The 24,470-nt window shown below is 43.9% G+C and carries 20 protein-coding genes and 1 riboswitch; of the genes, 6 read left to right on the top strand and 14 right to left on the bottom strand.

Annotated features, from left to right (window positions below; translation table 11 throughout):
- Positions 1-2: 2 nt before the first annotated feature.
- From rsmA to lptD, 4 genes are all read right to left on the bottom strand, one after another.
- Positions 3-821, bottom strand: a complete 819-nt coding sequence (gene rsmA, locus OO184_RS07915; protein WP_265378702.1) for a 16S rRNA (adenine(1518)-N(6)/adenine(1519)-N(6))-dimethyltransferase RsmA — start codon at positions 819-821, stop codon at positions 3-5.
- Positions 814-1,833 carry a 4-hydroxythreonine-4-phosphate dehydrogenase PdxA gene (gene pdxA / locus OO184_RS07910; RefSeq protein WP_265378701.1) on the bottom strand — a complete coding sequence of 340 codons (1,020 nt, stop codon included), beginning with the start codon at positions 1,831-1,833 and terminating at the stop codon, positions 814-816. The genes rsmA and pdxA overlap by 8 nt, the downstream gene beginning before the upstream one ends.
- Positions 1,811-3,112, bottom strand: coding sequence for a peptidylprolyl isomerase SurA (gene surA, locus OO184_RS07905; protein WP_265378700.1), 1,302 nt, complete (start codon positions 3,110-3,112; stop codon positions 1,811-1,813). The genes pdxA and surA overlap by 23 nt, the downstream gene beginning before the upstream one ends.
- Before the next feature lie 76 nt (positions 3,113-3,188).
- On the bottom strand, positions 3,189-5,513 hold the full coding sequence (gene lptD / locus OO184_RS07900; protein ID WP_265378699.1) for an LPS assembly protein LptD: 2,325 nt from the start codon (positions 5,511-5,513) through the stop codon (positions 3,189-3,191).
- Between the two features lie 184 nt (positions 5,514-5,697).
- Here lptD and djlA point away from each other — a divergent pair, with 184 nt between their 5' ends.
- A complete protein-coding gene (gene djlA, locus OO184_RS07895; RefSeq protein ID WP_265378698.1) occupies positions 5,698-6,519 on the top strand; it encodes a co-chaperone DjlA in 822 nt (273 codons plus the stop codon).
- A 245-nt stretch (positions 6,520-6,764) separates the two neighbouring features.
- On the opposite strand, the gene rluA is transcribed toward djlA, so the two are convergent.
- The 8 genes from rluA to thiB form a co-directional block, all read right to left on the bottom strand.
- On the bottom strand, positions 6,765-7,415 hold the full coding sequence (gene rluA, locus OO184_RS07890; RefSeq protein ID WP_265378697.1) for a bifunctional tRNA pseudouridine(32) synthase/23S rRNA pseudouridine(746) synthase RluA: 651 nt from the start codon (positions 7,413-7,415) through the stop codon (positions 6,765-6,767).
- 95 nt (positions 7,416-7,510) lie between these two features.
- On the bottom strand, positions 7,511-10,417 hold the full coding sequence (gene rapA, locus OO184_RS07885; RefSeq protein WP_265378696.1) for an RNA polymerase-associated protein RapA: 2,907 nt from the start codon (positions 10,415-10,417) through the stop codon (positions 7,511-7,513).
- Between the two features lie 180 nt (positions 10,418-10,597).
- Entirely contained in the window at positions 10,598-12,946 is a 2,349-nt protein-coding gene (locus tag OO184_RS07880) for a DNA polymerase II (RefSeq protein WP_265378716.1), read from the bottom strand.
- A gap of 673 nt (positions 12,947-13,619) precedes the next feature.
- Entirely contained in the window at positions 13,620-14,360 is a 741-nt protein-coding gene (locus OO184_RS07875; RefSeq protein WP_265378695.1) for a hypothetical protein, read from the bottom strand.
- A 2-nt stretch (positions 14,361-14,362) separates the two neighbouring features.
- A complete protein-coding gene (locus OO184_RS07870) occupies positions 14,363-14,842 on the bottom strand; it encodes an Hcp family type VI secretion system effector (protein WP_088373893.1) in 480 nt (159 codons plus the stop codon).
- 170 nt (positions 14,843-15,012) lie between these two features.
- A complete protein-coding gene (thiQ, locus tag OO184_RS07865; protein WP_265378694.1) occupies positions 15,013-15,720 on the bottom strand; it encodes a thiamine ABC transporter ATP-binding protein ThiQ in 708 nt (235 codons plus the stop codon).
- Complete coding sequence (thiP, locus tag OO184_RS07860; protein WP_265378693.1) at positions 15,713-17,317, bottom strand: thiamine/thiamine pyrophosphate ABC transporter permease ThiP; 1,605 nt, start codon at positions 17,315-17,317, stop codon at positions 15,713-15,715. The genes thiQ and thiP overlap by 8 nt, the downstream gene beginning before the upstream one ends.
- Positions 17,293-18,306: a thiamine ABC transporter substrate binding subunit gene (thiB, locus tag OO184_RS07855; RefSeq protein ID WP_265378692.1), complete on the bottom strand. Its 1,014-nt coding sequence runs from the start codon at positions 18,304-18,306 to the stop codon at positions 17,293-17,295. Before thiB ends, thiP begins: the two co-directional genes overlap by 25 nt.
- A 73-nt stretch (positions 18,307-18,379) precedes the next feature.
- A riboswitch (TPP riboswitch) is annotated at positions 18,380-18,485 on the bottom strand.
- A gap of 113 nt (positions 18,486-18,598) precedes the next feature.
- Here thiB and rppH point away from each other — a divergent pair.
- The 5 genes from rppH to OO184_RS07830 all read left to right on the top strand — a co-directional run bounded on the left by rppH (position 18,599) and on the right by OO184_RS07830 (position 23,456).
- The gene (gene rppH / locus OO184_RS07850; protein WP_265378691.1) at positions 18,599-19,129 is read left to right on the top strand and encodes an RNA pyrophosphohydrolase; all 531 of its coding nucleotides are present in this window, start codon (positions 18,599-18,601) and stop codon (positions 19,127-19,129) included.
- 9 nt (positions 19,130-19,138) lie between these two features.
- Positions 19,139-21,385, top strand: a complete 2,247-nt coding sequence (gene ptsP, locus OO184_RS07845) for a phosphoenolpyruvate--protein phosphotransferase (protein ID WP_265378690.1) — start codon at positions 19,139-19,141, stop codon at positions 21,383-21,385.
- A 75-nt stretch (positions 21,386-21,460) separates the two neighbouring features.
- On the top strand, positions 21,461-22,336 hold the full coding sequence (gene lgt, locus OO184_RS07840) for a prolipoprotein diacylglyceryl transferase (protein ID WP_265378689.1): 876 nt from the start codon (positions 21,461-21,463) through the stop codon (positions 22,334-22,336).
- Positions 22,333-23,127, top strand: a complete 795-nt coding sequence (gene thyA / locus OO184_RS07835) for a thymidylate synthase (protein WP_265378688.1) — start codon at positions 22,333-22,335, stop codon at positions 23,125-23,127. Before lgt ends, thyA begins: the two co-directional genes overlap by 4 nt.
- Positions 23,128-23,273: 146 nt before the next feature.
- The gene (locus tag OO184_RS07830) at positions 23,274-23,456 is read left to right on the top strand and encodes a hypothetical protein (protein WP_244161578.1); all 183 of its coding nucleotides are present in this window, start codon (positions 23,274-23,276) and stop codon (positions 23,454-23,456) included.
- A gap of 454 nt (positions 23,457-23,910) precedes the next feature.
- Here OO184_RS07830 and OO184_RS07825 read toward each other — a convergent pair whose 3' ends face one another.
- Entirely contained in the window at positions 23,911-24,333 is a 423-nt protein-coding gene (locus tag OO184_RS07825) for a helix-turn-helix domain-containing protein (RefSeq protein ID WP_265378687.1), read from the bottom strand.
- Positions 24,330-24,458 carry a type II toxin-antitoxin system HigB family toxin gene (locus OO184_RS07820; RefSeq protein WP_265378715.1) on the bottom strand — a complete coding sequence of 43 codons (129 nt, stop codon included), beginning with the start codon at positions 24,456-24,458 and terminating at the stop codon, positions 24,330-24,332. The genes OO184_RS07825 and OO184_RS07820 overlap by 4 nt, the downstream gene beginning before the upstream one ends.
- Between the last annotated feature and the right edge of the window lie 12 nt (positions 24,459-24,470).

Here is a 24,470-nt window from a genome sequence, read left to right as displayed (position 1 = left end):
TGTTATGACTGCATTTCAGGTTGTTCTGATAGCCAGTTTGCCATTTTACAGTACTGCTCAACAGAAATATTTTCTGCACGAGTACTTGGATCGATACCAAGTTCTGTTAGCTGTTCTACAGTAAAAAGATCACCGAGGCTATTACGAATGGTTTTACGCCGTTGGTTGAAAGCTTGAGTCGTGATCCGGCTCAGCATACGAATATTTTTGACGGTGTGAGGTATGCTTTTGTGCGGTATCAGACGTACAACGGCTGAATCGACTTTAGGTGCGGGAGTAAACGCAGTTGGCGGTACTTCCAGCACAGGGATAACCTGACAATAATATTGGGCCATGACACTCAAACGCCCGAAAGCTTTACTTCCGGGGCCGGCTACCAGACGGTTCACCACCTCTTTTTGTAACATAAAATGCATATCAGCAATAGCATCAGTATAGCTGAAAAGGTGGAACATTAACGGCGTGGAAATATTATAAGGTAAATTACCAAAGACGCGCAGCGGCTCCCCTCTTTGCTGAGACAATTCGCCAAAATTAACCGTCATGGCATCTTGCTGGATAATGGTAAGTTTATCTTTTAATTTTGGATGAATTTGTAGACGAGCGGCTAAATCGCGGTCGAGTTCAACGACGGTCATTTTATCCATTCGCTCGCCAACCGGTTCTGTTAACGCACCAAGACCGGGGCCTATTTCCAACACTGCTTGGCCGGGTTGTGGATTGATAGCGGCAACAATACTATCAATGACAAATTGATCGGTTAAGAAGTTCTGCCCGAAACGTTTACGGGCAAAGTGACCTTGGTGGACTCTATTATTCATTACTGTTTTGTATCATGTTAATTGCTAAATTCAATGCGGTGATAAAGCTTCCCACATCAGCTTGACCTGTTCCTGCCAGTTCCAGCGCTGTGCCATGATCGACCGAAGTGCGGATAAACGGCAGGCCTAATGTAATATTCACTGCTCTGCCAAAACCTTGGTATTTTAACACGGGTAATCCTTGGTCGTGATACATAGAGAGCACGGCGTCTGCATGTTGAAGATATTTAGGTTGAAACAGGGTATCTGCCGGTAAAGGGCCTTCCAGCACAATGCCTTCTGCTCTCAGGCTGGTTAATGCAGGAATAATGACATCAATCTCTTCCCGTCCCATATGGCCGCCTTCTCCTGCATGGGGATTCAGACCGCAGACATAAATACAGGGTTTTGCCAGGCCGAACTTTGTTTTTAAGTCATGGTTAAGAATAGTAATCACTTCCCGCAGGCTATCGAAAGTGATGGACTTTGGTACATCAACAATAGGCAGATGAGTCGTTGCCAGGGCAACCCGAAGTTCTTCTGTCGCAAGCATCATGACAACTCGCTGGCATCCACTGCGATCGGCAAAGAACTCGGTATGGCCGATAAAAGGTACGCCTGCGTCGTTGATATTCCCTTTATGAACCGGTCCTGTGACTAATGCTGAAAATTCTCCGTTTAAACAGCCGTCACAGGCTCGTGCCAGTGTTTCGGTGACATATCTACCGTTTTCTTGATTCAATTCGCCAGCGATTGCGGGAGCATGAAGAGGAACTGGCAATATTGTCAACGTCCCGGCAGCCTGTGGTTCGGGGGGGGTGTCAGCACAGTATTCTTGTAATTGCAAAGGTAAATTAAGTTGTCTGGCTCGGTCGAGAAGCAGGTTAGGGTCTGCGCAAGCGACCAACTGCATTGGCCAACTTTGTTGAGCAAGAGCAACCGTTAAATCTGGCCCAACCCCGGCAGGTTCGCCGGGGGTAATAACAATTGGTTTATTGATAATAATCGGTTTATTGTTGTGCATCGCTGCCATCTAAAATTTTCACGTAAGCTGAAGCGCGTTGTTCTTGCATCCAGCTTTGGGCTTCTTCGGTGAATTTACGGTTGAACAACATACGGTAAGCACGATCTTTCTGAGCAACATCTGTTTTATCAACTTTGCGAGTGTCTAGCAGTTGGATCAGATGCCAGCCAAAAGATGAATGAACAGGTTGGCTGATTTCACCTTTATTCAGGCGCATTAATGCGTCACGGAAAGCCGGATCATAGATATCAGGGGTGCTCCAGCCGAGATCGCCGCCACGTAGGGCTGAGCCAGGATCGTCTGAAAACTCTTTTGCGGCATCGGCAAAATCAGTTTTTCCGCTGCGGATCTCACTGGCGATTTGCTGCAACTTGGTGCGTGCCTGATCATCGGTCATGACAGGGGAAGTTCTTAATAGAATATGGCGGGCATGAACTTCAGTGACGGCGATGGTTGGGTTACCGCCACGGATGTCATTAACTTTGAGAATATGGAAACCAACACCGGAACGGATTGGACCAACGATGGCGCCTTTCTGAGCCGATTGCAGTTGTTCAGCAAACAGGGTTGGTAATTCCTCAAGTCTGCTCCAACCCATATTACCGCCTTTCAGCGCTTGTGGATCAGCCGAGTAGGCGATAGCTAATTTACCGAAATCAACACTATGTTTAAGTTCAGACATAATTTTCTGCACTACCGTCATGGCTTTTTCCATTTGTGCCTGATCAGGGTTTTCTGGTAATGGAATCAGAATGTGGCTGATATTCAGTTCAGTATCGTTGGTGTTCTGGTTGCTAATTTGTTTAACTAAGGCGTCGATCTCTTGAGGCAAAATGGTGACACGGCGGCGAACTTCATTATTGCGCACTTCTGCTATCATCATTTCTTTACGGATTTGATCACGGTAAGTATCGAAACTCATGCCGTCAGCAGCAATGCGATGTTTCATTTGCTCCACAGTGATGTGGTTCTGAGCTGCAATATTGGCAATGGTGGAATCCAATCCTTGATCAGGAATAGCGATCCCCATCTGTTTTGCCATTTGTAGCAGGATATTATCCATAATCAGACGTTCAAGGATCTGATGACGAAGTATTTGTTCGTCCGGTATTTGCTGGCCGGCATGTTGCGCATCCAGTTTGACAGATTGTAAGCGGCTGTTGATGTCGCTTTCCAGTACCACTCCGTTATTAACGACCGCAGCAATTTTGTCCATTTGCTGAGGCGCAGCGAAGGCAGTACTCACTGAAAACATCAATCCGAAAATGAGAGTTCTCCAGTTCTTCATACTTTTCCCATCATATGTAGGTTCCGCAATAGCGGATTTATCGTGTTTAATATCAAAACGTTATTCGTTATTGGCATCAGAATGCACGTTGGTATGGCATGATGCCAGATTTCAACATTTTCTGGCTACCCAGACTATGATTGTTACTTAAGCCACGAAGTTCAAAGTTAAATGACCATTTGTTGTCATATTCGCTATTGTTGTCTTTCCAACCAACGATTTTACGCTCATAGCCAACGTTAACTGCCCAGCAACAAGTGTTGTACTGCAAACCCACTAACTGACTTGCCGGTTGCTGTTTTTTGGTATCGTAGTAGTAAGCGCCTACGAAACCCCAGCGATCACTTAACGGCCAACTTGCAACCAGACCGACTTGAGAAATCCCTTGCTGGAATGCCGGAGCACTCTTAGCTGTAGCTTGGATATAATCTCTGTCAACAAAACGATAGTTCAACTGCACAAGTCGGTCTGCATCGCGGCGATATTCTAGTACTGCATTTCCCATTGTTACGCTGCTCAGGCGAGTATCGTATTGCATACCCCCTTTCAAGCCCCAGGAATCATTAATTTTCCAGTAACTATCTCCCGCCCAGGTCATCATACCTGTACTGTCTTTACTGTTGATCATGGTTTCTTTACCGGTGCGTGGACGTTCAAAGTAATAGATTTGACCTAATGACAGGTTAAAACGTTCAACTAAACCTTCATCATAAAGGCGGGTAGTGAGACCGGTAGTCACTTGATTGGCAGATGAGATACGGTCCAGGCCGCCATAAAAGCGGTCACGGAACAGGCCGGTATAGTCAGTTTGTAATAAAGATGAGTCGAAGTTGTTGATATTATCTTGGTCTTTGTATGGCACATACAAATACTGAACTTGCGGCTCTAGCGTTTGGGTGTAATTGCTGTTCAGGTACGTTGAACGTTCAAACACCATTTTGGCTTCGCTTTTGAACTGTGGCAGAACCCGGTTAACAGATTCTTTATATTCAGCATTCTCAAGAGCCTTGGGAATATCCTGCTGATAATGAGTCGCCATCAGCTTAACTTCATTATTCATACTGGCCCAGCCATTAGAGAGCGGCAGGTTAATGGAGGGTTCCAGATGCCAGCGGGTTGCTTCCGGGTTATTTTTACCTACACTGGTGAATTTTGCCGCCTGACCATAGACTTTAAGGTCAAATGGCCCCAGATCGTTTTTGTAATAGTTCAGATCTAACTGTGGTTCAGCCCTGTAAGCTTTTCTACTGGTATCTTTAGAGAAAATTTGGAACTGTTTAGTTGATAGTGTGGCATTCCAGTTCTGTTGAGCATAGCCCAGACTGAATTTTTGTGTGGCATAGCCATCCGTGGTGGAACCATATTGAGAGCTGAAATCAGAAAAATATTCGGGATCGCTGACTTTGGTATAGTCGATATTAAAACGCCATACCCTATCCATCACACCACTGTGTCTCCAATAGAATAACCAGCGATTATCACTTTCTCTGGCGGTACGTGTGTTTGCCTTTTTGTCTTTGACATACTGCTCGTCGTTATTCAGCCAATCGAGAGCAAGGGTACCTGTGCCTGCTTTAGTTAAGTAACGGAATTCATTATCCAGTTTTAAACCACGCTGACTAATATAGTGTGGTGTAATCGTAGCATCATAATTCGGTGCGATATTCCAGTAATAAGGTAGCAGAAATTCAAAACCACCTTTTTTGGAATAGCTGGCGTTAGGAATAAGAAAACCGGAACGGCGTTTATTACCGATCGGTAATTGAAGATACGGGCTATAAAATATTGGAACGTTAGCCATTCTGAAACGGGCATTCCATATTTCGGCCACTTCTTCTTCGCGATCGAGAATGACTTCGGAGCCGACAACGCTCCAGCTATCATTACCAGGCAGGCAGGAAGTAAAAGTACCATTATCCAGAATGGCATAACGGTTTTCACCGCGCAGTTTCATTTTGTCTGCGGTGCCGCGTCCTTGACGCCCAACCATCTGATAATCACCCTGATACATATCGGTATCTTTATTATTTAAATTAGACCAGGCGCGTGGACCTTTTAGAATAATCTGAGGATCATCATAATGAACATTACCCGTTGCAGTCACGGTTCTTAACGGAACTTCATCTTCTGTTTGATCAAGTTGTACTTTATCTGCGGTCAGGGTCTTATTACCCTGTTTAATATTGACATTACCGATAAATTTAGCAGAACGTGGATAATCTGCTTGTGAATCATCTGCCAGGATATTGATAGGGAGTTGATTGAGATCGCCATTAATTATTGGTTGATCATAAACAGGTATACCCAGCATACACTGTGCTGCGAGATCAGCATGTGCATGCTGACCGTAAAGTGCGGCCCATACCGTTGTGGCCAGCAAAGTTGGATAACATTTCTTCATAGATATTTATGCGGTTCCATCATCAGTGGCATTATGCCGGGCAAACCTCAAGAGACTAGCGCACTCGATGAATATGCGCCAGTGTAAAGTCATACCTTTACTTATCTTGCCGTTAGGCACGGAGCTGAATGAATAGTATGATAATGCAAAACTACACTCAGAGCATTGGTGAATTGAGGAGTATATGCATTATTGGGGAAAATTGCTTGGGCTGATCTTTGGTGTTGTGTCTGGAGCGGGCTTCTGGGGTATTGTTATTGGTCTATTTATTGGTCATATGCTTGATAGGGCCAGTGTACGGAGAAACCAAGGTTTTTTTGCAAATAATCAGTCTCGCCAACTGTTATTTTTCAGTAGTACTTTTCAGGTGATGGGTCATATTACTAAATCAAAAGGGCGGGTGACTGAAACAGATATCCGGCTTGCGAGCCAGTTAATGGAGCGAATGCAACTTCACGGACAAGCCAGGATAGCGGCACAGCAGGCTTTTCGTGAAGGTAAAGAGCCCAATTTTCCTTTGCGTGAGACGCTAAGACAATTGCGTCGTGCCTGTTTTGGCCGGTCTGACTTAGTTCGCATGTTTTTGGAGATCCAATTACAGGCTGCATTTTCTGATGGTCAATTGCATCCGAATGAGAGGAAAGTGCTGTTTATTATTGCTGATGAACTTGGAATCTCTCGTAACCAATTTGAACAATTCCTTGCCATGATGGAAGGCGGCCGTAATTTCGGTGATGGGGGAGAGTGGCAGCAACGGCAGTATGGCGGCTATCAGAGGGCCGCACAGGGGCCAACACTCGCAGACGCTTGTAAGGTGTTAGGTGTGCGTGAAAAGGATGACGCGACGACAATTAAACGTGCCTATCGTAGATTGATGAGTGAACACCATCCGGATAAGCTGGTAGCAAAAGGTTTACCACCGGAAATGATGGAAATTGCTAAACAAAAGGCCCAGTCAATTCAGGCTGCTTATGATCTCATTAAAAAAGAGAAAGGTTTTAAATAGCCTGTTATTTTATTTTTAAAAACATGTTACTAATGTTACTCAATTTATAGGGGAATAATATCCCCTATAGCTGTTGAGTTTATTTTTTATTTCTCTAAAATATTAGAATATTTTATGTTTTATTTTGTTTTAATTTAGGAGGAATGCAAAAAATGGCAAATATCCGTGTTCTCTTGGCTTGTTGCGGCTTAGCCTTGTGTCTGGTATTGGCTTCATTGGATTCGGTTACCGTATTTGTCTATTAATCAAAAATCGGCTTTACACTGAAAATGCATTGGTGTTCCATAGACCGGATGTGTGATATATAACTCTTGTGCATGTAATTGCAGGCGAGGCGCCATTGCCCTTGCCTGCTGATGAGCGTAAAACCGATCTCCCAAAATCGGGTGCTCAAGTGCTAGCATATGTACTCTGAGCTGATGTGAACGACCGGTTATCGGTGAAAGTTTTACTCGAGTTGCCTCATCTTCGTAAGCGAGTACTTCATATTCAGTTTGAGCTGATTTCCCGGTTTCAAAACAGACTTTCTGCTTTGGCCGATTCGGCCAGTCACAAATCAGCGGTAAATCGACAAGACCAGTTTCTGGTTCCAGACGTCCCCAAACCCGTGCAATATAGGTTTTTTCCGGTTCTCGTTCACGGAACTGGCGTTTCAACTCTCGTTCTGCATCTTTGTTCAATGCAACCACCATTACGCCGCTGGTTGCCATATCTAGCCGGTGGACAGATTCTGCTGCTGGGAACTGTTGTTGTATCCGCGTCATAATACTGTCTTTATGTTCTTCTGCCCGACCGGGAACAGAAAGTAATCCACTGGGTTTATTGACCACGATGATATGTTGATCCTGATAGAGCACATGTAACCAGGGATCGGTAGGAGGATTATAAGCTTCCATTGAGGCTCCGGTAGCTGAATATTAGGGGAGGCTCGGAATAGGGTTCTTAGTAAAGTTTACCCCATCCCGGTTCAGCCTCCGGGTATTGCTAATATTTACTGATGCGTAACGACAACAAGGCGAATAGCATCCAGACGCCAGCCTGCCTGATTTAAGTTAAGCAGTAACTGTTGGCGATTGGATTCAATGGCTTCCAATTCATCATCACGAATATTTGGATTAACGGCCTTCAATGCTTCCAAACGGGAAAGTTCAGCAGTGAGATTTTCATCTGCTTGCTGTTTCGCTTGTTCAATCAATGATTGAGCTTGAGTTTCTACTAAACCTTCGGCCTGTTGCAAAATAGCGTGGACTTCTTTTTGTACCGCATTGACCAGTTTACTTGCAGTATGACGATTCACTGCATTAAGTTGGCGGTTAAAGCTTTCAAACTCCACCTGACCAGCCAGATTATTGCCTTTCAGATCCATCAGTATCCGCAATGGCGTTGGTGGAAGGAAACGGGTCAATTGCAGGTGTTTCGGGGCTTGAGCTTCAACGACATAGATCAGTTCCACCAGCAGGGTTCCGACAGGTAATGCTTTATTTTTCAAAAGGGATACTGCACAGCTACCCGTATCGCCGGAAAGGATAAGATCCAACCCATTACGGATAATGGGGTGCTCCCAACTGATAAACTGGGCATCTTCACGGGACAGTGACTGTTCACGATTAAAGGTGATAGTACAACCATCTTTTGGTAACCCAGGGAAATCAGGGACCAGCATATGATCGGATGGTGTCAGCACTATCATGTTGTCATTGCGATCTTCCTGATTGATACCAACGATATCAAATAAGTTGAGAGAGAAGTTCACTAAATCAGTATCATTGTCATACTCTGAAATTTTTTCTGCCAGCCGCAAACCATGCTCGCCGCCATTAGAATTCATTTCCAGCAGTCGGTCACGGCCTTGCTCCAGTTGCTGTTTGAGTTGCTCATGTTGTTGGCGACATTGATCAATAAATTCACCAAATTTTTCCTGGCTATTGGGTTTAGCAAGATAGTTCAGCAGAGTTTCATAATAGTGATCGTAAATAGTACGACCGGTTGGACAGGTATGCTCGAATGCATCCAGACCTTCGTGATACCAACGAATCAGGACTGCTTGGGCGGTATTTTTCAGATAAGGCACACTGATCTGGATATCACGGCTTTGGCCGATACGATCCAGACGTCCGATGCGCTGTTCCAATAAATCCGGATTGAATGGCAAATCGAACATCACCAATTGATTGGCGAACTGGAAGTTGCGACCTTCTGAGCCAATTTCTGAGCACAGTAATACCTGAGCCCCTTCTTCTTCGGAAGCAAAATAGGCTGCGGCGCGATCACGTTCAACCAGTGATAGACCTTCATGGAAAACAGCGCCACGAATCCCTTCGCGCTCACGTAGTACCTGTTCCAATTGCAGAGCAGTGGTTGCTTTCGCACAAATTACCAGCACTTTTTCATGACGATTCGCCATTAGAAAACCAAGTAGCCACTCTACGCGGGGATCAAAGTGCCACCAGGTAGCATTTTCGCCTTCAAATTCTTGATAAATTTGTTCTGGGTAGAGCATATCCCATGCGCGTGCTTCCAGCGATTTTTTAGCGCCCATAATATCGGAGACTTTAATAGCGGTCTGATATTGGGATGGCAGAGGCAACTTTATCTGGTGCAGTTCCCGATGGGGGAAGCCTTTCACGCCATTACGGGTATTACGGAACAGAATACGGCTGGTGCCGTGACGATCCATCAACATGGAAATGAGTTCACGGCGTGCAGTTTCACTTTCATCACTATTACTATTGGCGGCTTTCAGCAGAGGCTCAATATCCTGCTCACTAATCAACTCACCCATTAGGTTTAATTGATTATTATTGAGTTGTTCCCCGGATAACAGCAGTGTGACAGCATCGGCAACTGGACGGTATTTTTGTTGTTCGTCAATAAAAGCTTGATAATCGTGGAAACGGTTTGGATCAAGTAGGCGTAGACGGGCAAAATGGCTTTCCTGCCCTAGCTGTTCTGGTGTTGCAGTCAATAGCAATACGCTGGGGATTTGTTCAGATAACTGTTCTACAACCTGATATTCACGGCTAGGCGTATCCTCGCTCCAGGCCAAATGGTGAGCTTCATCCACCACCATCAGATCCCAGTTGGCTTCAAGCATATGCTCAAAACGTTGTTTATTGCGGCGGACAAAATCCAGTGAACAGAGCACCAATTGTTCTGTTTCAAATGGATTATCACTATCGTGTCGTGCTTCGGTATAGCGGCTATCGTCAAACAGGGCAAAGCGCAGATTGAAACGGCGTAGCATTTCTACCAGCCATTGATGTTGAAGGCTCTCTGGCACAATCACCAGAACACGTTCAGCACGACCGGCCAGCAATTGCTGGTGGATGATCATCCCGGCTTCGATAGTTTTACCCAAACCGACTTCATCAGCCAACAGAACCCTTGGCGCGTAGCGTTTGCCGACTTCATTAGCGATATGAAGTTGATGAGGGATCAGGCTTGCACGGATACCCCGCAAACCGCTTTCAGCCAGTTTAAATTGTTCGCTTTGATATTTACGGGCGCGAAAACGCAAGGCAAAACGGTCCATGCGGTCAATTTGACCAGCAAATAGACGATCCTGTGGTTTGTTGAAGGTAAGTTTACTGTCAAGGAGCACTTCGCGCAGACTGATATTTTCTTCCAGAGTATCAAGTCGTGTGCCTGTATAAATCAGCAGGCCATTTTCGTGTTGGACTTCATCCACTTTGAGTTGCCAGCCTTCATGGCTGGTGACAACATCCCCCGAGTTAAACATAACACGGGTAATAGGAGAGTCATTGCGTGCATAGAGGCGGTTTTCGCCGCTGGCAGGAAAGAGCAAAGTGACCATTCGTGCGTCCAGTGCAACAACGGTTCCTAATCCAAGTTCGCTTTCTGTATCGCTGATCCAGCGTTGACCGAGGGTAAATGGCATAAATTTTAACTCAGTTTCTGTTAGATAATGTTATTCATAGGTGGAGGACGACAGCTTTTTATTTGGTCTAACGGAGATAGTGGGCAGACAGCAAAACACCCCGTTAATTCCCTTATCACTCGTCAAAGGGGCGATATGTTAATGGAAGCAAAGCCAGTCGTCACCTGCAAAAAATAGTCATCAACCAAAAGGCATTACCATCTGTCCGGTGAGTAAAGTTGTAAAATCATCCTGTAAAAACGGCAGAATAGCATCAGCGATGGGCTGAAGCTGCTTATTGATATAGTGATCATAGTCCGGTGATGAATGCAGATTTTCCAGCGGTTCTGGCCCGGATTGTGTCATGACATAGCTTATCCAGCCACCATTTTGATACTGCAAAGGCCGGTTATGTTGCAGATTATATTCATCTGCTAGCCTTGCTGCCCTTACATGTGGCGGTACATTGTGCTGATAGTCAGACAGTTTACGGCCTAATCTTTTACGGTAGGTTAGTTTATCATCAAATTTTCCTTCCAGGGTACTGGTAATATAGCGGCGGATAAATTCTTGATAAGGTTTATTATGAAAAATCAGTGAATACAATTGCTTCTGGAAATCCTGCGCCAGAGGTGTCCAGTCAGTGCGTACTGTTTCCAGACCTTTATAGACCATACGATCACCACTCAGGCCGGCATAACGTTTTTTGCTGCCTTGTTCAGCGCCACGGATGGTTGGCATCAGAAAACGGCGATAGTGAGTTTCAAATTCCAACTCAAGGGCGCTTTTGAGTCCAAAATGTTCTTGCAGATGCTTTTGCCACCATTGGTTAACTGACTGCGCCAATTCTTTACCGATGCTAAGGGCAACTTCTTCTGTGTGTGCCTGTTTTAGGCATATAAAGATGGAATCGGTGTCTCCGTAGATAACTTGATAGCCTTGGGATTCAATCAGTTTTCTGGTTTGGAGCATAATTTCATGGCCGCGCATAGTAATGGAAGACGTTAAGCGCGGGTCAAAGAAACGGCAGCCTTCTGCTCCAAGAACACCGTAGAAAGCGTTCATGATAATCTTCAATGCCTGTGACAATGGGGCATTATGCTGTTTTTTTGCTTCGTCTCGTTCGTGCCAGATTTGCGTCACAATATCGGGCAGACAGTGTTGAGTACGGGAAAAGACGGCATTACAAAAACCGGGAACTGCATGTTCATTATCCGGTTGTGCTAGCCCTTCCGCCATGCCGACAGGATCGATAAGAAAAGTGCGGATAATGGCGGGATATAGGCTCTTATAATCCAGTACCAGAACTGAATCATACAAACCGGGAAGAGAATCCATCACGAAACCGCCAGGGCTATTCTCTCCTGATCTTACGCCTAGATTGGGTGCAACATAGCCGATACGGTGCATTCTTGGCATATAAAGATGGGTAAAAGCCGTTACTGAACCGCCACTGCGATCTACCGCGAGACCGGTAACTGTTGCTCTTTCTAGCAAGAATTCCATTAAGTGGGTTTTATCGAAAATTCGGTTTACCAGAATACAGTCTTGCAGATTGTATCGCGCTAGAGCGGGTTTATCCTGCTGGAAACGGCGGTCAATCTCATCCATGCGCTGATAGGGTGTATCAATGGCTTTACCTTCGCCTAATAGTTCCTGTGCTACATATTCCAGACTAAAAGAAGGAAAATTCCAGGTAGCGGTTTTCAGTGCTTCAATACCATCAATAATCAACCGGCCGGCGGTGGAAGCGAAAAAGTGCCCCGGTTTAAAGCCGTGCTCTCGCCATTCCAGTAACCCTCCGGCACGTCCAAATTTCAGCGGGACACCGTAGCGTTCAGCATGTTTTTGTAAAATTCGTAGATCGAACTGAATCAGGTTCCAGCCAATAATGGCGTCAGGGTCATATTTTTCCAGCCACTCGTTGAGTCTTTCCAGCATTTGCGGACGACTTGCTACATATTCCAAATCGAAATTTACCGGGTGTTCATTACCGTTAGCAGGGCCAAGCATAAATACTTTTTGCTGATCACATCCTGCTAATCCAATGGAATAAAGTTCTCCATGCTGGCTGGTTTCAATATCCAGGGATACCCATTTCAATGTTGGGCGATAAGTCGGGTTGGGTTTCATTTGATAGCTGCCATTAGGCGCCTGACTGAACCAGATGGGGGCAGTGATAAAACGTTCCATCATAAATCTGTCTGGTGGACGGATATCTGCTTCATAAACCTGAATTTCCTGTTGCTGTAGTACTTTCTCAATCCGTTGTAACTGCCGATATTGCTGGCAATAAAGCGCTGCGACAGGTTGACGATTAAAATCCTTTAATGGAAGTGGGCGGAGATGGTAGTTGCGCTCTTGCGCCAGAATTTTTTCCACCCGCGGCATATTGGCTTGCGGGATAAAAGCAACAGCTTGTTGGTGAAGAATTTTTATATGACGTGGCCCCTGATCTGTCACCAGCCAGTATTTCACCTCAATACCTGCGGGAGTATCACGCCAGTGACGTGTCAGTATAAAACCTTGTTCGGTAGGATTCTGTTGCATCATAGAGGCTGGCGCTTATATTTGTTGAAAATAACCACAATTATAGCATTGGATAATGGTTATTTGTACAGTTGTTTGAACTCGCTATATCGTGATGTGATGTATACCCGTTATCTTTCAAGTTGCCTCTTTGTTGGCTGCACTCACTCACCCCAGTCAATCGTTATCTATGCTCCTGGGGATTCGTTCACTTGCCGTCGCGATGCATCTTGAAATCCATAGAGTATAGATATTATTTTTGTTCTTGTAAGTTTAAGTTATTTATGGGGGTTATAATAAAGTTAAAAGGCGGGTTAAACTTATAAAACCGCTAGGTTAGACATAATTACGCTTATCCCGTCTAGCAATAAAGCATAAATCTAGCGTAGTAAGTATAGAACCAATAAAGAATAAAAATGGAGGCAAAAACAAAATAGCTTATTGATCTAATTTTATTGTTTTTAAATAAAGCATATGACTTGTAAAAACAGGCTATATAAAAAGGACTAAGTGGGATTAATATAAATATGGAAGTGATTATATCAATACCTCCATCTTCATATTGCCATATATCACAATCAATTGAGTTGAAGTCAAAAAAGTCTGTAACCCTAGGAAAAGCGAATGAGTTAATTAATCCAAAGGATAAAAAACTTAACATAAAAAATGTAAATATATCTGATATTTTCATTTTTTATCCTTTAAGTAAATTATCTAAATAATCTAGCCGCTTATATATACTTACTCCGTAAGAAATCCATTTTTTTTCATCAGTAGTGCTTAATTCAGGAGGAGTGTTCATTATTCTTATGAAATCTCCCTTTTCTCTTGTTATACCACGGTTATATCTAGAACCAGCCATGATATATTGTTCTTTTGTTAAGTTCTTGGTATTTGCATTAGGATAATCATAGAGAATTAAATCTCTTAAATGACGAGCAACCATTTTAATATTAAATTCATCAATTTGAAGGCAAGTTGCAATTTCTAACTGGTCTGTTGTTGTTAATGTATTTGAGTCGAAACCCATCATATCTGCTACATGTCTTATCTGTATTGCAACTATACCCGTAGAAGTTTCATTTGAGCCTTTTGAGCGAGTTTTATCAAGATTAAAAGCCTGTTCACGCCATTGCCTCATTGCAATAGTGTTTAACTTCCACATATCTGGTTTACCGCCCGCTTCTATTCTGGCAACACCAGCTAAAAGATTTGATGGGATTTGTTCTATATGGGCATATTTTAAAATTAGGTTTCTGTTATATTTCACATATGCATCTTTATAACCATCCAGATAATTTACTGAGCCTGGAATAAATTGATTAAGAAGGTAAATTGAAGCATCTATTTCATCCCATCGCCTAAAAGATGGCCTGGAACTTGGGTCATATGTACAGAAATTATTACTTAATACCCTGTTACGTAATTTATTCATTTTTAATAAACCTCATCATCTCTGATACTATAAGCAGAAGTACCCGCAATGTGGTGACTCCAAGTTATATTTTGATAAATGACAGAGATACTCTCTTCTGGTTGATTCTCTGCATGGGTTAAAGAGTGAGGGTAATTAATATTAAAAGCATTTATTTTTGCTTTTGTTAATTCTATTGAATAAAACTTTTCTTGAGCACCTTCTGATGAAGTTCTGTAAAAATCTAGCAGGATATGAAGTTCTTCATTGTTTGAAATTGCTAATCCAAGTAAAGGAGAGGATTTATCGATAGGTTTTATGATATTAAAAGGATGATGACTTACATGCTGTACGCGAGTTAAAGAATGTGTAGCGGAGTAAACTAATATTTGATCCCTGTGGTTCTCTTGATATTTATTACCAATAGAATCAAAAGTAGAACAGCCTGCTGAAATTAACCCTTGGTTCTTTCCTTTTATGGTCGCATAAATCAAATTAGACATTATTAAATCCTTTATGAAAAATTAACACATAAAAAATACTTATAACAAAAAAGATTTATACCATCCAATTTTATTTTTAAAATATAGACCTTAGTCACAGAAGGAAATAATCGAAATACCAAGCCATATCCTATTCCTATTTATTCTAATAGCGATGGAGTTAATAACGCCTAATGAGAGTCAACCTTCCTACCCAAAATAGCCGCCTCAGAAACAGTACCGGCAATCAACGCGTTTGTTGATCCGTCATAATGAATATTGCCATCAACAATTAATAAAGCACGGTCAGCTATACGAGCGGCATCATCCAGATTATGGGAAACCATCAGTAATGTAAGCTGACGTTCATGGCAAACTTGTTCCAGCAATACCAGCATTTCATTACGCAGTGCCGGATCTAGGGCAGAAAAAGGCTCGTCAAGTAATAAGATTGGTTGCTGACGAACCAGACAACGGGCTAATGCTGCCCGCTGCCGTTGTCCACCAGAAAGTTGAGCTGGTAGACGGCTAAGACAATCTTCCAACGAAACTTGAGAGACTATTTGCTGTAATGTCTGTTTCTGAGTGCTATTAAGGCGTAATCCGGGATGTAAGCCTAGCCCAATATTCTGCTCAATTGTCAAATGAGAGAAGAGATTATTTTCTTGAAACAGCATGGATACCGGGCGTTGAGCTGGTGGCGTACTGGTATGATTTTCCCCATTCAGCCATAGGGAGCCTTTTTCTGCTGTTTGAAAACCGGCGATCAAGTTCAGGAGCGTACTTTTACCTGCGCCACTGGGACCCAGTATTGCGATATGTTCCCCGGCCTGAATCTGCAAGTTAAAGCGCATCATCAGATGTTCATAGCGGTAAGTCAGATTCTCAAGTTTAAGCATTACGTGGTCTCGGTAAGCGTTCAAGTAAACTAAACAGCATAAAACATAACAATAACAGCAATAAAGCAGTGATCGCGCCATCCTGACTACGGTAAGCCCCGATTTGCTGGTAGAGATAGAAGGGCAGGGTACGGAAATCTTCATTACCAAACAGCGCTACGACGCCAAAATCTCCAATGGATAGGACACAAGCAAAGGCCAGCGCTTGTGCCAGCGGAACTTTCAGTGCTTTTAGTTCAATCCAGCGCAGTCGGTTAATACCTTGAATATTCAGGGAGCGACACAGTGGATTGTAGCGGGCAGCCAGATCTTTCATTGGATTATCCAGAACTTTCAGTGCATAGGGAATTGCCATCAGTGCGTTGGTTAAAATCACCAGACCATAGGGTGAACGGGGCAGACCAACGGTATCGTTGAGTAACAGAAAGAACCCTGTTGCCAATACAATGCCAGGCATAGAGAGGATTAACAAACCACTCATTTCCATTGCTTGTCCCCAATGGGAGGAATAACGCAGGTACAGTTCACGGCTGCTCCACAGCAACATCATAGTGAATAAAATACACAGGAACCCTGCGCCTAAAGCAATCATTACAGAGGTGATAAATGCCTGCCACAATGCAGGCTGGCGCAATACGTTAAACAGCCCGCTGTTAAGGCCATCCACGATAACAGCCAATAATGGCGGCACGAGTAGTAATAATGCTGCGGTAATTAACAGACTGTCGCAGATTTTTCTCAACAAAGTATCCTGTGGATTACGCCATTGTTGTTGATTGCTGTAGCCGACAGATAGAGCGCTATTAAGCTTCTGGCTGAGGAGCACAAGGCCTAGGCAGCAGATAATCTGAATCAATGCCAGTAACGCGGCGCGGTTGAGATCGTAGTCATAGCTTAACGCCTGATAGATTGCCAATTCGACAGTTGTTGCCGCGGGCCCGCCACCTAACGCTAGCACAGTAGCAAAACTGGCGAAACAGAGCATAAAAATCAGTGCGCCAGTGGGTAGGATCTGGCGGCGTAGATAAGGCCATTCAACAAAACGGAAATGTTGCCATTCATTCATACCTAGCTGCGCCGCTAATTGCCGTTGTTCCACTGCGATGTTTTCCAGTGATTGCAGTAAAAGCCGTATTGCTAGTGGCATATTAAAGAAGATATGCGCCAACAAAATTCCTGATAAACCATAAGGAGTAAAACGGTAATTGATGCCGATCCATTCGCAGAACTGAGCCAGCCAGCCGGCTCGGCCATAGACCGTCAGAATGCCGAACAGAGCGACTAATACAGGCAAAACCAGCGTCATAGCACATAGGCGAAGAAATAGGATTCGGCCTGGAAAATAGCGGCGATAGAGTGCTCTGGAAAGAAAAATAGCCGGGATAACAGAAAACAGCGCCGACAAAAAAGCCTGCCAGAAGGTAAAACCCACTACATGCCACAGATAGCTATCTTCTGCCAGTAAAGACCAGTTATGTTCAGGTGCATTAGACCAAAGCGCACCGAATGCTAGTAAGGCGACCAATAGTAAAAGACCGGAGGCAAGAGCCCCCGGCAACAGCCATCCGGCTATCAGCGGCTGACAGCGCTTTGCCATGCACGAATCCATTGGTTACGGTATTTTGCGACTTCTTCTGCGGGATATTGCAGTGATTTTTCAGGTATTGAAAGCTGTGAATATACTTCTGGAAGTGGAATATCAATGACCGGATACATCCAGTTAGTGGTTGGAATCTCCTGTTGGAAAGCTGGAGTCAACATAAACTGCATAAATTTCTGGGCAAGCTCCGGCTGCTTGCTGGAAGCCAGTTGTGCAGCCACTTCGATTTGCAGGTAATGACCTTCGTTGAAGGTAGCGGCAGCATAATCGTCTTTCTTCTCAGATAACAAGTGGTAGCCCGGTGAAGAGGTATAACTCAGCACCAGATCGCCTTCTCCTTTCAGGAACAGGCCATAAGCTTCACTCCAGCCTTTGGTAACAGTCAGTGTTTTCTTTGCCAGTTTTTGCCAGGCTTGTGGGGCATCATCACCATAAATCTTTTGCATCCATAACAGCAGACCTTGCCCCGGTGTGCTGGTGCGAGGATCTTGATAGATCACTTTCCAGTTATTGTGGCTATTGATCAGCTCATCCATGCTTTTTGGCGGGTTTGGTAAACTCTTTTTGTTATAAATGAAGGCAAAATAGCCATAGTCATAAGGAATGAATATCTGGTTGTGCCATGATACCGGCAGTGACAGCTTGCTGATATTCACTTGACTTTCAGTGAACAGCCCCGTTTGTTGAGCCGCTTGAATTAAGTTGTTATCCAATCCAAGAATAATATCCGCAGCAGTACGTTTACCTTCCATTCTTAGGCGATTGAGCAAAGAAACGCCATCTTCCAGAGCAATCAATTTCAGTTCACAATCACATTCAGTCTCAAACGCTTTTTTAATTGCGGGTCCGGGTCCCCATTCTGCGGCAAAAGAATCATAGGTATAGATTGTTAATACCGGCTTGGCCTGTACAACCTGACTCAATAGCAACATAGAAGCTGATAGGGCCGTCAGTACGATTAATTTGGAAAATAACGTCTTAAACACTTTGCTCTCCTTACATTAATGAGGATTGGCAAAGGATTTGAGGAAGCGCTAAACGGCAAGATAATGTCTGTGAAATAGTTAGCAGCTCAAATCCCTACGCCGGTATTTAGCCGGATCAGGTTCGGCGGGTTTACTCTCAGCAAGGCTGTTTTAAACAGCCAGCACCCCGTTGAGATGGCGCTATTGTAGAGATTTAGCTAGCGACTGCAAAGTCCAATGATAGAGGTTTACCACTTGAGGGTAGTGTGAAACAATTAGTCATCTTTCAAATTTAGTTTATCGAGGTAGTCTGGTGATCGATGATGATGGCTACCGCCCGAATGTAGGAATTGTAATTTGTAATCGGCAAGGCCAGGTTTTGTGGGCCCGGCGTTATGGGCAACATTCCTGGCAATTTCCTCAAGGGGGCATTAATCCGGGGGAATCACCAGAACAGGCTATGTACCGGGAACTGTATGAAGAAGTGGGTTTAGGTCGGAAAGATGTACGCGTTCTGGCCTCTACGCGTAATTGGTTGCGTTACAAATTACCCAAGCGTTTGGTGCGTTGGGATACACGACCTGTCTGTATTGGTCAAAAACAGCGGTGGTTTTTGCTACAACTGCTCTGTAGTGAAGAAGATATTAATGTGCAGCACAGTAATACCCCGGAGTTTGATGGCTGGCGTTGGGTCAGCTATTGGTATCCTGTCCGGCAGGTTGTCTCTTTTAAGCGTGATGTTTATCGGCGCGTGATGAAAGAATTTGCTTCGGTTGTAATGCCAATACAGGAAAGCTCATCTCTGCCACGTTCTTCGTATTCTTATCGTCGCAAAAGAAGTTAGGTGAGTTCTATGCTCATGCGCTTACGGGAAATTGTTGAAAAAGTTGCTATGGCGACTAATCTGGCCGAAGCGCTTGAGCTATTGGTGAACGAGACCTGTCTGGCGATGAATACGGATGTCTGTTCTATCTATCTTGCTGATCATCAACGGCGGTGTTATTACCTGATGGCAACCCGAGGGTTGAGGAAACCCCGGGGAAGGGCTGTCAGTTTGGCTTTTGGCGAGGGAGTTGTCGGACAAGTTGGTCAATTGTCTGAACTGATTAATCTGGCTGATATCCGCAGCCATCCAAGTTTCAAATATTTGCCTCAAGTTAAAGAGGATAGCTTTCGCGCTTTTTTGGGCGTTCCGGTGGTCTATCGTCGCCAGTTGCAAGGTGTTTTAGTCGTTCAGCAGCAGGAACAACGCTTGTTTAGTGAAACCGAAGAGTCCTTTATGGTGACGCTTGCGACACAACTGGCGGTGATCCTTGCTCAAGCTCAGACTAAGGGTTTGTTTGGTCAGTATCGGCAAACCAGAATTAAAGCGTTGGCAATTTCCAATGGCATCGTGATGGCTCAGGGATGGCAAGATTGTTCCCAACCCTCGCTTGATCAAATTTTTGAAGCTTCAACCCTTGATCATGCAGCAGAACGTTCTCGTTTAATTCAGGCGCTTGAAGATGCAACAGCAGAATGCCGTCGGCTCAGTAAACGTTTTACCGCAGGCTCTCAAAAAGAGAGTGCCGCGATTTTTAATCTTTATTCCTACCTTTTGAATGATCCTCAGTTGAAACAAGATCTGTTCTCCTGCGTTGAACAGGGATCTGTGGCGCAATGGGCGGTTAAACAAGTTATTGAGAAATACGCAGAACAATTTGCCAGTTTGCAGGATGCTTATATGCGGGAAAGGGCATCGGATCTACGGGCGCTTGGGCAGCGATTATTATTTCATCTTGATGATTCACTGACTGCCAGCCATCAGTGGCCTGAATGGTTTATTCTGGTTGCAGATGAACTGAGTGCCAACCTATTGGCAGAAATGCCGCAGGAAAGATTAGCCGGGGTTATTGTTCGTGATGGCGCTACCCATTCACATTCGGCCATATTAGTTCGAGCAATGGGTATTCCGGCCATTATGGGGGCAGATATCCAGCCGGAACTCCTGCACAATCGTATGCTGGTTCTTGATGGTTTCCGTGGAGAAGTTTTTATTGAACCTGAGCCACTGATTTCACAGGAATATAGACAGATTATCGAAGAAGAAAAAGCGCTTAGCAAACTGGCTGAGGGAGATGTTGATCAGGAAGCGCGGCTTAAAAGTGGTGAGCGCATTTTGGTTCAGCTTAATGCGGGTTTGAGCCTGAAATATGAGTTACAGATCAGTAATAGTATTGATGGTGTTGGACTCTATCGCACCGAAATACCCTTTATGCTGCATTGTGGTTTCCCGTCAGAAGATGAACAAAAAGCGCGTTATCATGAGATGTTGCAATTATTTCCCGATAAACCGGTGGTACTACGTACACTTGATATCGGTGCGGATAAACAACTGCCTTATATGCCGCTCAGCGAAGATAACCCTTGTTTGGGATGGCGTGGTATACGGGTGACGCTGGATCAACCGGAGATCTTTCTTATTCAGCTTAGGGCAATGCTCAGAGCTAACGCTGATACGGGTAATCTGAAAATCCTGCTGCCAATGGTGACGAGTGTAGAAGAAATTGATGAAGCTAAGCGATTGTTAGACAGAGCGAAAGAGGAAGTCGAGCAAATGCTGGCGCGTCAAATACCTATGCCTCAGATCGGTGTCATGATAGAGGTTCCTTCGATGATTTTTCTGTTGCCACAACTTAAAAACAGAGTCGATTTTGTGTCTATCGGTACCAATGACTTAACACAATATCTATTGGCAGTGGATCGGAATAATACTCACGTCGCTTCTCTTTATGATTGCTTGCATCCAGCGGTAATTCGGGCATTAAAACTGGTATTTGAAAATAGCCAACGAGCAGGTCTTACGGTCAGTATTTGTGGTGAAATGGCAGGCACTCCGATGGGGGCGTTATTATTGATTGGTCTTGGCTATCGTAGCCTGAGTATGAGTGGTTGTAGTGTGCCAAGAATTAAATATTTATTACGTCATCTGGAGTTGGCTCAGGTTGAAAAATTAATGGCCGAGATACTGCAAGTTGAAACCAGCCGAAGGATAAAGGAGTTGTCAGCAACGTTTATGGAGCAGCATGGGGTTGGCGGTTTGGTCAGAGGCGGCATTTAATCCGTTTAATGGCCTGTGCTATGATTCTCAATCACTTGCCTTAGGGCATTAACGCTAAATATTAAGTGGGGAAAGATGAGTAACAGCTACCTGGCATTTCCTAATATTGACCCGGTCATTTTTTCAATAGGTCCAATAGCCCTCCATTGGTATGGTTTCATGTACTTGGTAGGGTTTATATTCGCCATGTGGCTTGCGACACGCAGGGCAGCAAAACCCAATAGCGGCTGGGCAAAAAACGAAGTAGAGAACTTGCTTTATGCAGGGTTTGTTGGCGTATTTGTTGGTGGCCGTCTGGGCTACGTACTGTTTTATAATTTCCCTGCTTTTCTCGATAACCCACTTTATTTGTTTAAAGTTTGGGACGGTGGAATGTCTTTCCACGGTGGTTTGATGGGGGTTATCTGTGCAATGTGGTGGTTTGGTCGCAGAACGAAACGCCATTTCTTACAAGTTGCTGACTTCATTGCACCGTTAGTCCCTTTTGGCTTAGGCATGGGGAGAATTGGTAATTTTATTAACGGCGAGTTATGGGGACGTGTCACATTGGATACGCCGTGGGCGATGTTGTTCCCAAGCTCCCGTGGTGAAGATATTGCACTGGCTGCAACGGACCCTTCATTGATATCGGTACTTGAACAATATGGTGTTTTGCCACGTCACCCTTCACAGCTTTATGAAATGGCGTTGGAAGGGATCGTTCTGTTCATTATTTTAAATTTATATATCCGTAAACCTCGGCCGATGGGCAGTGTTTCTGGTTTATTCTTAATTGGTTACGGTATTTTCCGGGTAATAGTCGAATTTTTCCGCCAACCGGATGCGCAATTGGGTTTATTCGACGGGATCAGCATGGGACAAATTCTTTCTATCCCAATGATCCTGGCGGGAATATTAATGATGATATGGGCATACAAACACCAAGGTAATAAGGTACAAGAGGTAAAATGAAACAGTATCTGGATTTAATGACAAGAGTGCTTGCAGAGGGCACTTCGAAAGCAGACCGCACTGGGACGGGGACACTCTCGATTTTCGGGCATCAGATGCGTTTCAATTTGCAGGATGGTTTTCCGCTAGTGACAACTAAACGTTGCCATATCCGTTCAATTATTCATGAGCTTCTTTGGTTCCTGAATGGTGATACCAATATTAAATATCTGCATGAAAATGGGGTGACTATTTGGGATGAATGGGCAGATAAAAACGGTGATTTGGGGCCGGTATATGGTAAACAATGGCGTGCATGGGGCACCGCAGATGGTCGCCAGATTGACCAATTGAAAACCGTATTGGAGCAGCTTAAAAGCGATCCAGATTCACGTAGAATCATTGTTTCTGCTTGGAACGTTGGTGAACTGGATAAAATGGCATTAGCGCCATGTCACGCTTTCTTCCAGTTTTATGTTGCGGATGGCAAACTTTCCTGTCAGCTTTACCAGCGTTCCTGTGACGTATTCCTTGGTTTACCGTTCAATATTGCGAGCTATGCATTGCTAGTTCATATGATGGCTCAACAGTGTGATCTGGAAGTGGGCGATTTTGTCTGGACTGGTGGTGACACCCATCTTTATAGCAACCATATGGAGCAGACAAAATTACAACTCAGTCGTGAACCGCGTTCATTGCCAAAATTGGTGATAAAGCGTAAACCGAAATCACTTTTTGATTATAAATTTGATGACTTTGAAATAGTCGATTATGACCCGCACCCAGGAATAAAGGCACCGGTTGCTATTTAGTTGTTTGGTTATTAGCAATAATTTGGAGGGAGACTATTGAGTGTAAATTGTTTCCCTTTTAATTTTGATGATATAAACACAGACATGCAGAAGTAGAGAAAAAAGGCAGAGATCTACTTGGCAACTCAGAGTATTTGGAGCATAGGATGTTTATCATGAAAAATGGGATATCTGAATTGGAACGTGAGAAAGATCAGGCTGATATAAACGCAGAGCAGCAGGCCATAGCGTTGCTTAAAATCGCCATGCTGTCTAAGAAAGACATTATAGAAGGTAGAAAAATGACACTTGAAGAAGCACTTCGTAGGCTCAAGGAACGTCGGGCGTGATATATAAAGCTAAAATTACTAAAACAGCCTACCAAATATTTTCTATTATTGAGAACTACAAGGTTAACACCATAGGATTGGAAACGGATCGGAATGTGATAGATGATTAATTGAATCATCGAGATTGATTGGGGAAAACCCGTTAGCATACGGCTATTCCTCAATGTTACTGGATAAAGGAATACAATTTCACCAGTGGTTTTCCAAAGATCGGCAATTCCGTGCCATTTATGATGTAGTCGGGGATGAAATTCAAATATTGGCATACGCAAGCACAAACCAAGATTTAATTGCCCTCTTGTATCAACTACTGATCATACACTGACAGTAAAAACACTTTATGGTGCATTAGTCTCAGAGCCGGGTAGGATTGGCATTAAACCCGACCTAAGACAGCAATATGAAAGACCTTAAAAAATCTTTTTTACTCAATCAGTTGTAGAAATAGATAAAGCTAATCGATAAAAACTGCACTAGAAACCTTAAAACGTTTACTCAGGGCTTTTATATGGGTTACTGTCAGTGACTTTGTTCCACTCAGAATTTGTGATACCAGAGAAGCTTCTCCGATTTCGTTTTTAAGGTCGGCTGGTGTAAAACCGTATTGATCCATTAGAACTCGTAGGGTTGCAATCCCCGTAGGAATATTTTCAATAGCCTGGTTAAATTCTGCAAATTCAGGAGCAGTATCTTCATAGCGTTTAATCGCTGTAGCTAGAATCTCAATTAGTCCTTTGTTATTGTCATAGTCTTTGAAAAGCTCATCAATTAAATCCAGCGCTTCTTTGTACTGTTCTGAGGTATCGATGTAGGTCAGCCAAGGGATCTCTGAAAACAGAGCGCGAGCTCGTTCCTGAACGACTGCAAAATTTATCATTCTCTGTTTCTCCGGTAGTAGTCGGTTAACTTGTCGTATTCTGTGTGGGATACGATGTGTTTAATGTAACAGTGCTCCATTGAAAACTCAATAAAGGCCAGTAACCGGACATTATTACCACCAATATCAATATACCA

This window comes from Photorhabdus aballayi, assembly GCF_026153155.1.
GTDB classification, from domain to species: Bacteria; Pseudomonadota; Gammaproteobacteria; order Enterobacterales; family Enterobacteriaceae; genus Photorhabdus; species Photorhabdus luminescens.
The sequence above is the reverse complement of the archived record's forward strand: the minus strand, read 5'-3'. Positions and strand labels throughout refer to the sequence as shown.

Excerpts from the sequence above, each read along its gene's own strand:
- rsmA (WP_265378702.1), bottom strand. The coding sequence starts at position 821 with ATGAATAATAGAGTCCACCAAGGTCACTTTGCCCGTAAACGTTTCGGG.
- pdxA (WP_265378701.1), bottom strand. The coding sequence starts at position 1,833 with ATGGCAGCGATGCACAACAATAAACCGATTATTATCAATAAACCAATT.
- surA (WP_265378700.1), bottom strand. The coding sequence starts at position 3,112 with ATGAAGAACTGGAGAACTCTCATTTTCGGATTGATGTTTTCAGTGAGT.
- lptD (WP_265378699.1), bottom strand. The coding sequence starts at position 5,513 with ATGAAGAAATGTTATCCAACTTTGCTGGCCACAACGGTATGGGCCGCA.
- djlA (WP_265378698.1), top strand. The coding sequence starts at position 5,698 with ATGCATTATTGGGGAAAATTGCTTGGGCTGATCTTTGGTGTTGTGTCT.
- rluA (WP_265378697.1), bottom strand. The coding sequence starts at position 7,415 with ATGGAAGCTTATAATCCTCCTACCGATCCCTGGTTACATGTGCTCTAT.
- rapA (WP_265378696.1), bottom strand. The coding sequence starts at position 10,417 with ATGCCATTTACCCTCGGTCAACGCTGGATCAGCGATACAGAAAGCGAA.
- OO184_RS07880 (WP_265378716.1), bottom strand. The coding sequence starts at position 12,946 with ATGCAACAGAATCCTACCGAACAAGGTTTTATACTGACACGTCACTGG.
- OO184_RS07875 (WP_265378695.1), bottom strand. The coding sequence starts at position 14,360 with ATGAATAAATTACGTAACAGGGTATTAAGTAATAATTTCTGTACATAT.
- OO184_RS07870 (WP_088373893.1), bottom strand. The coding sequence starts at position 14,842 with ATGTCTAATTTGATTTATGCGACCATAAAAGGAAAGAACCAAGGGTTA.
- thiQ (WP_265378694.1), bottom strand. The coding sequence starts at position 15,720 with ATGCTTAAACTTGAGAATCTGACTTACCGCTATGAACATCTGATGATG.
- thiP (WP_265378693.1), bottom strand. The coding sequence starts at position 17,317 with ATGGCAAAGCGCTGTCAGCCGCTGATAGCCGGATGGCTGTTGCCGGGG.
- ptsP (WP_265378690.1), top strand. The coding sequence starts at position 19,139 with ATGCTCATGCGCTTACGGGAAATTGTTGAAAAAGTTGCTATGGCGACT.
- lgt (WP_265378689.1), top strand. The coding sequence starts at position 21,461 with ATGAGTAACAGCTACCTGGCATTTCCTAATATTGACCCGGTCATTTTT.
- thyA (WP_265378688.1), top strand. The coding sequence starts at position 22,333 with ATGAAACAGTATCTGGATTTAATGACAAGAGTGCTTGCAGAGGGCACT.
- OO184_RS07830 (WP_244161578.1), top strand. The coding sequence starts at position 23,274 with ATGTTTATCATGAAAAATGGGATATCTGAATTGGAACGTGAGAAAGAT.
- OO184_RS07825 (WP_265378687.1), bottom strand. The coding sequence starts at position 24,333 with ATGATAAATTTTGCAGTCGTTCAGGAACGAGCTCGCGCTCTGTTTTCA.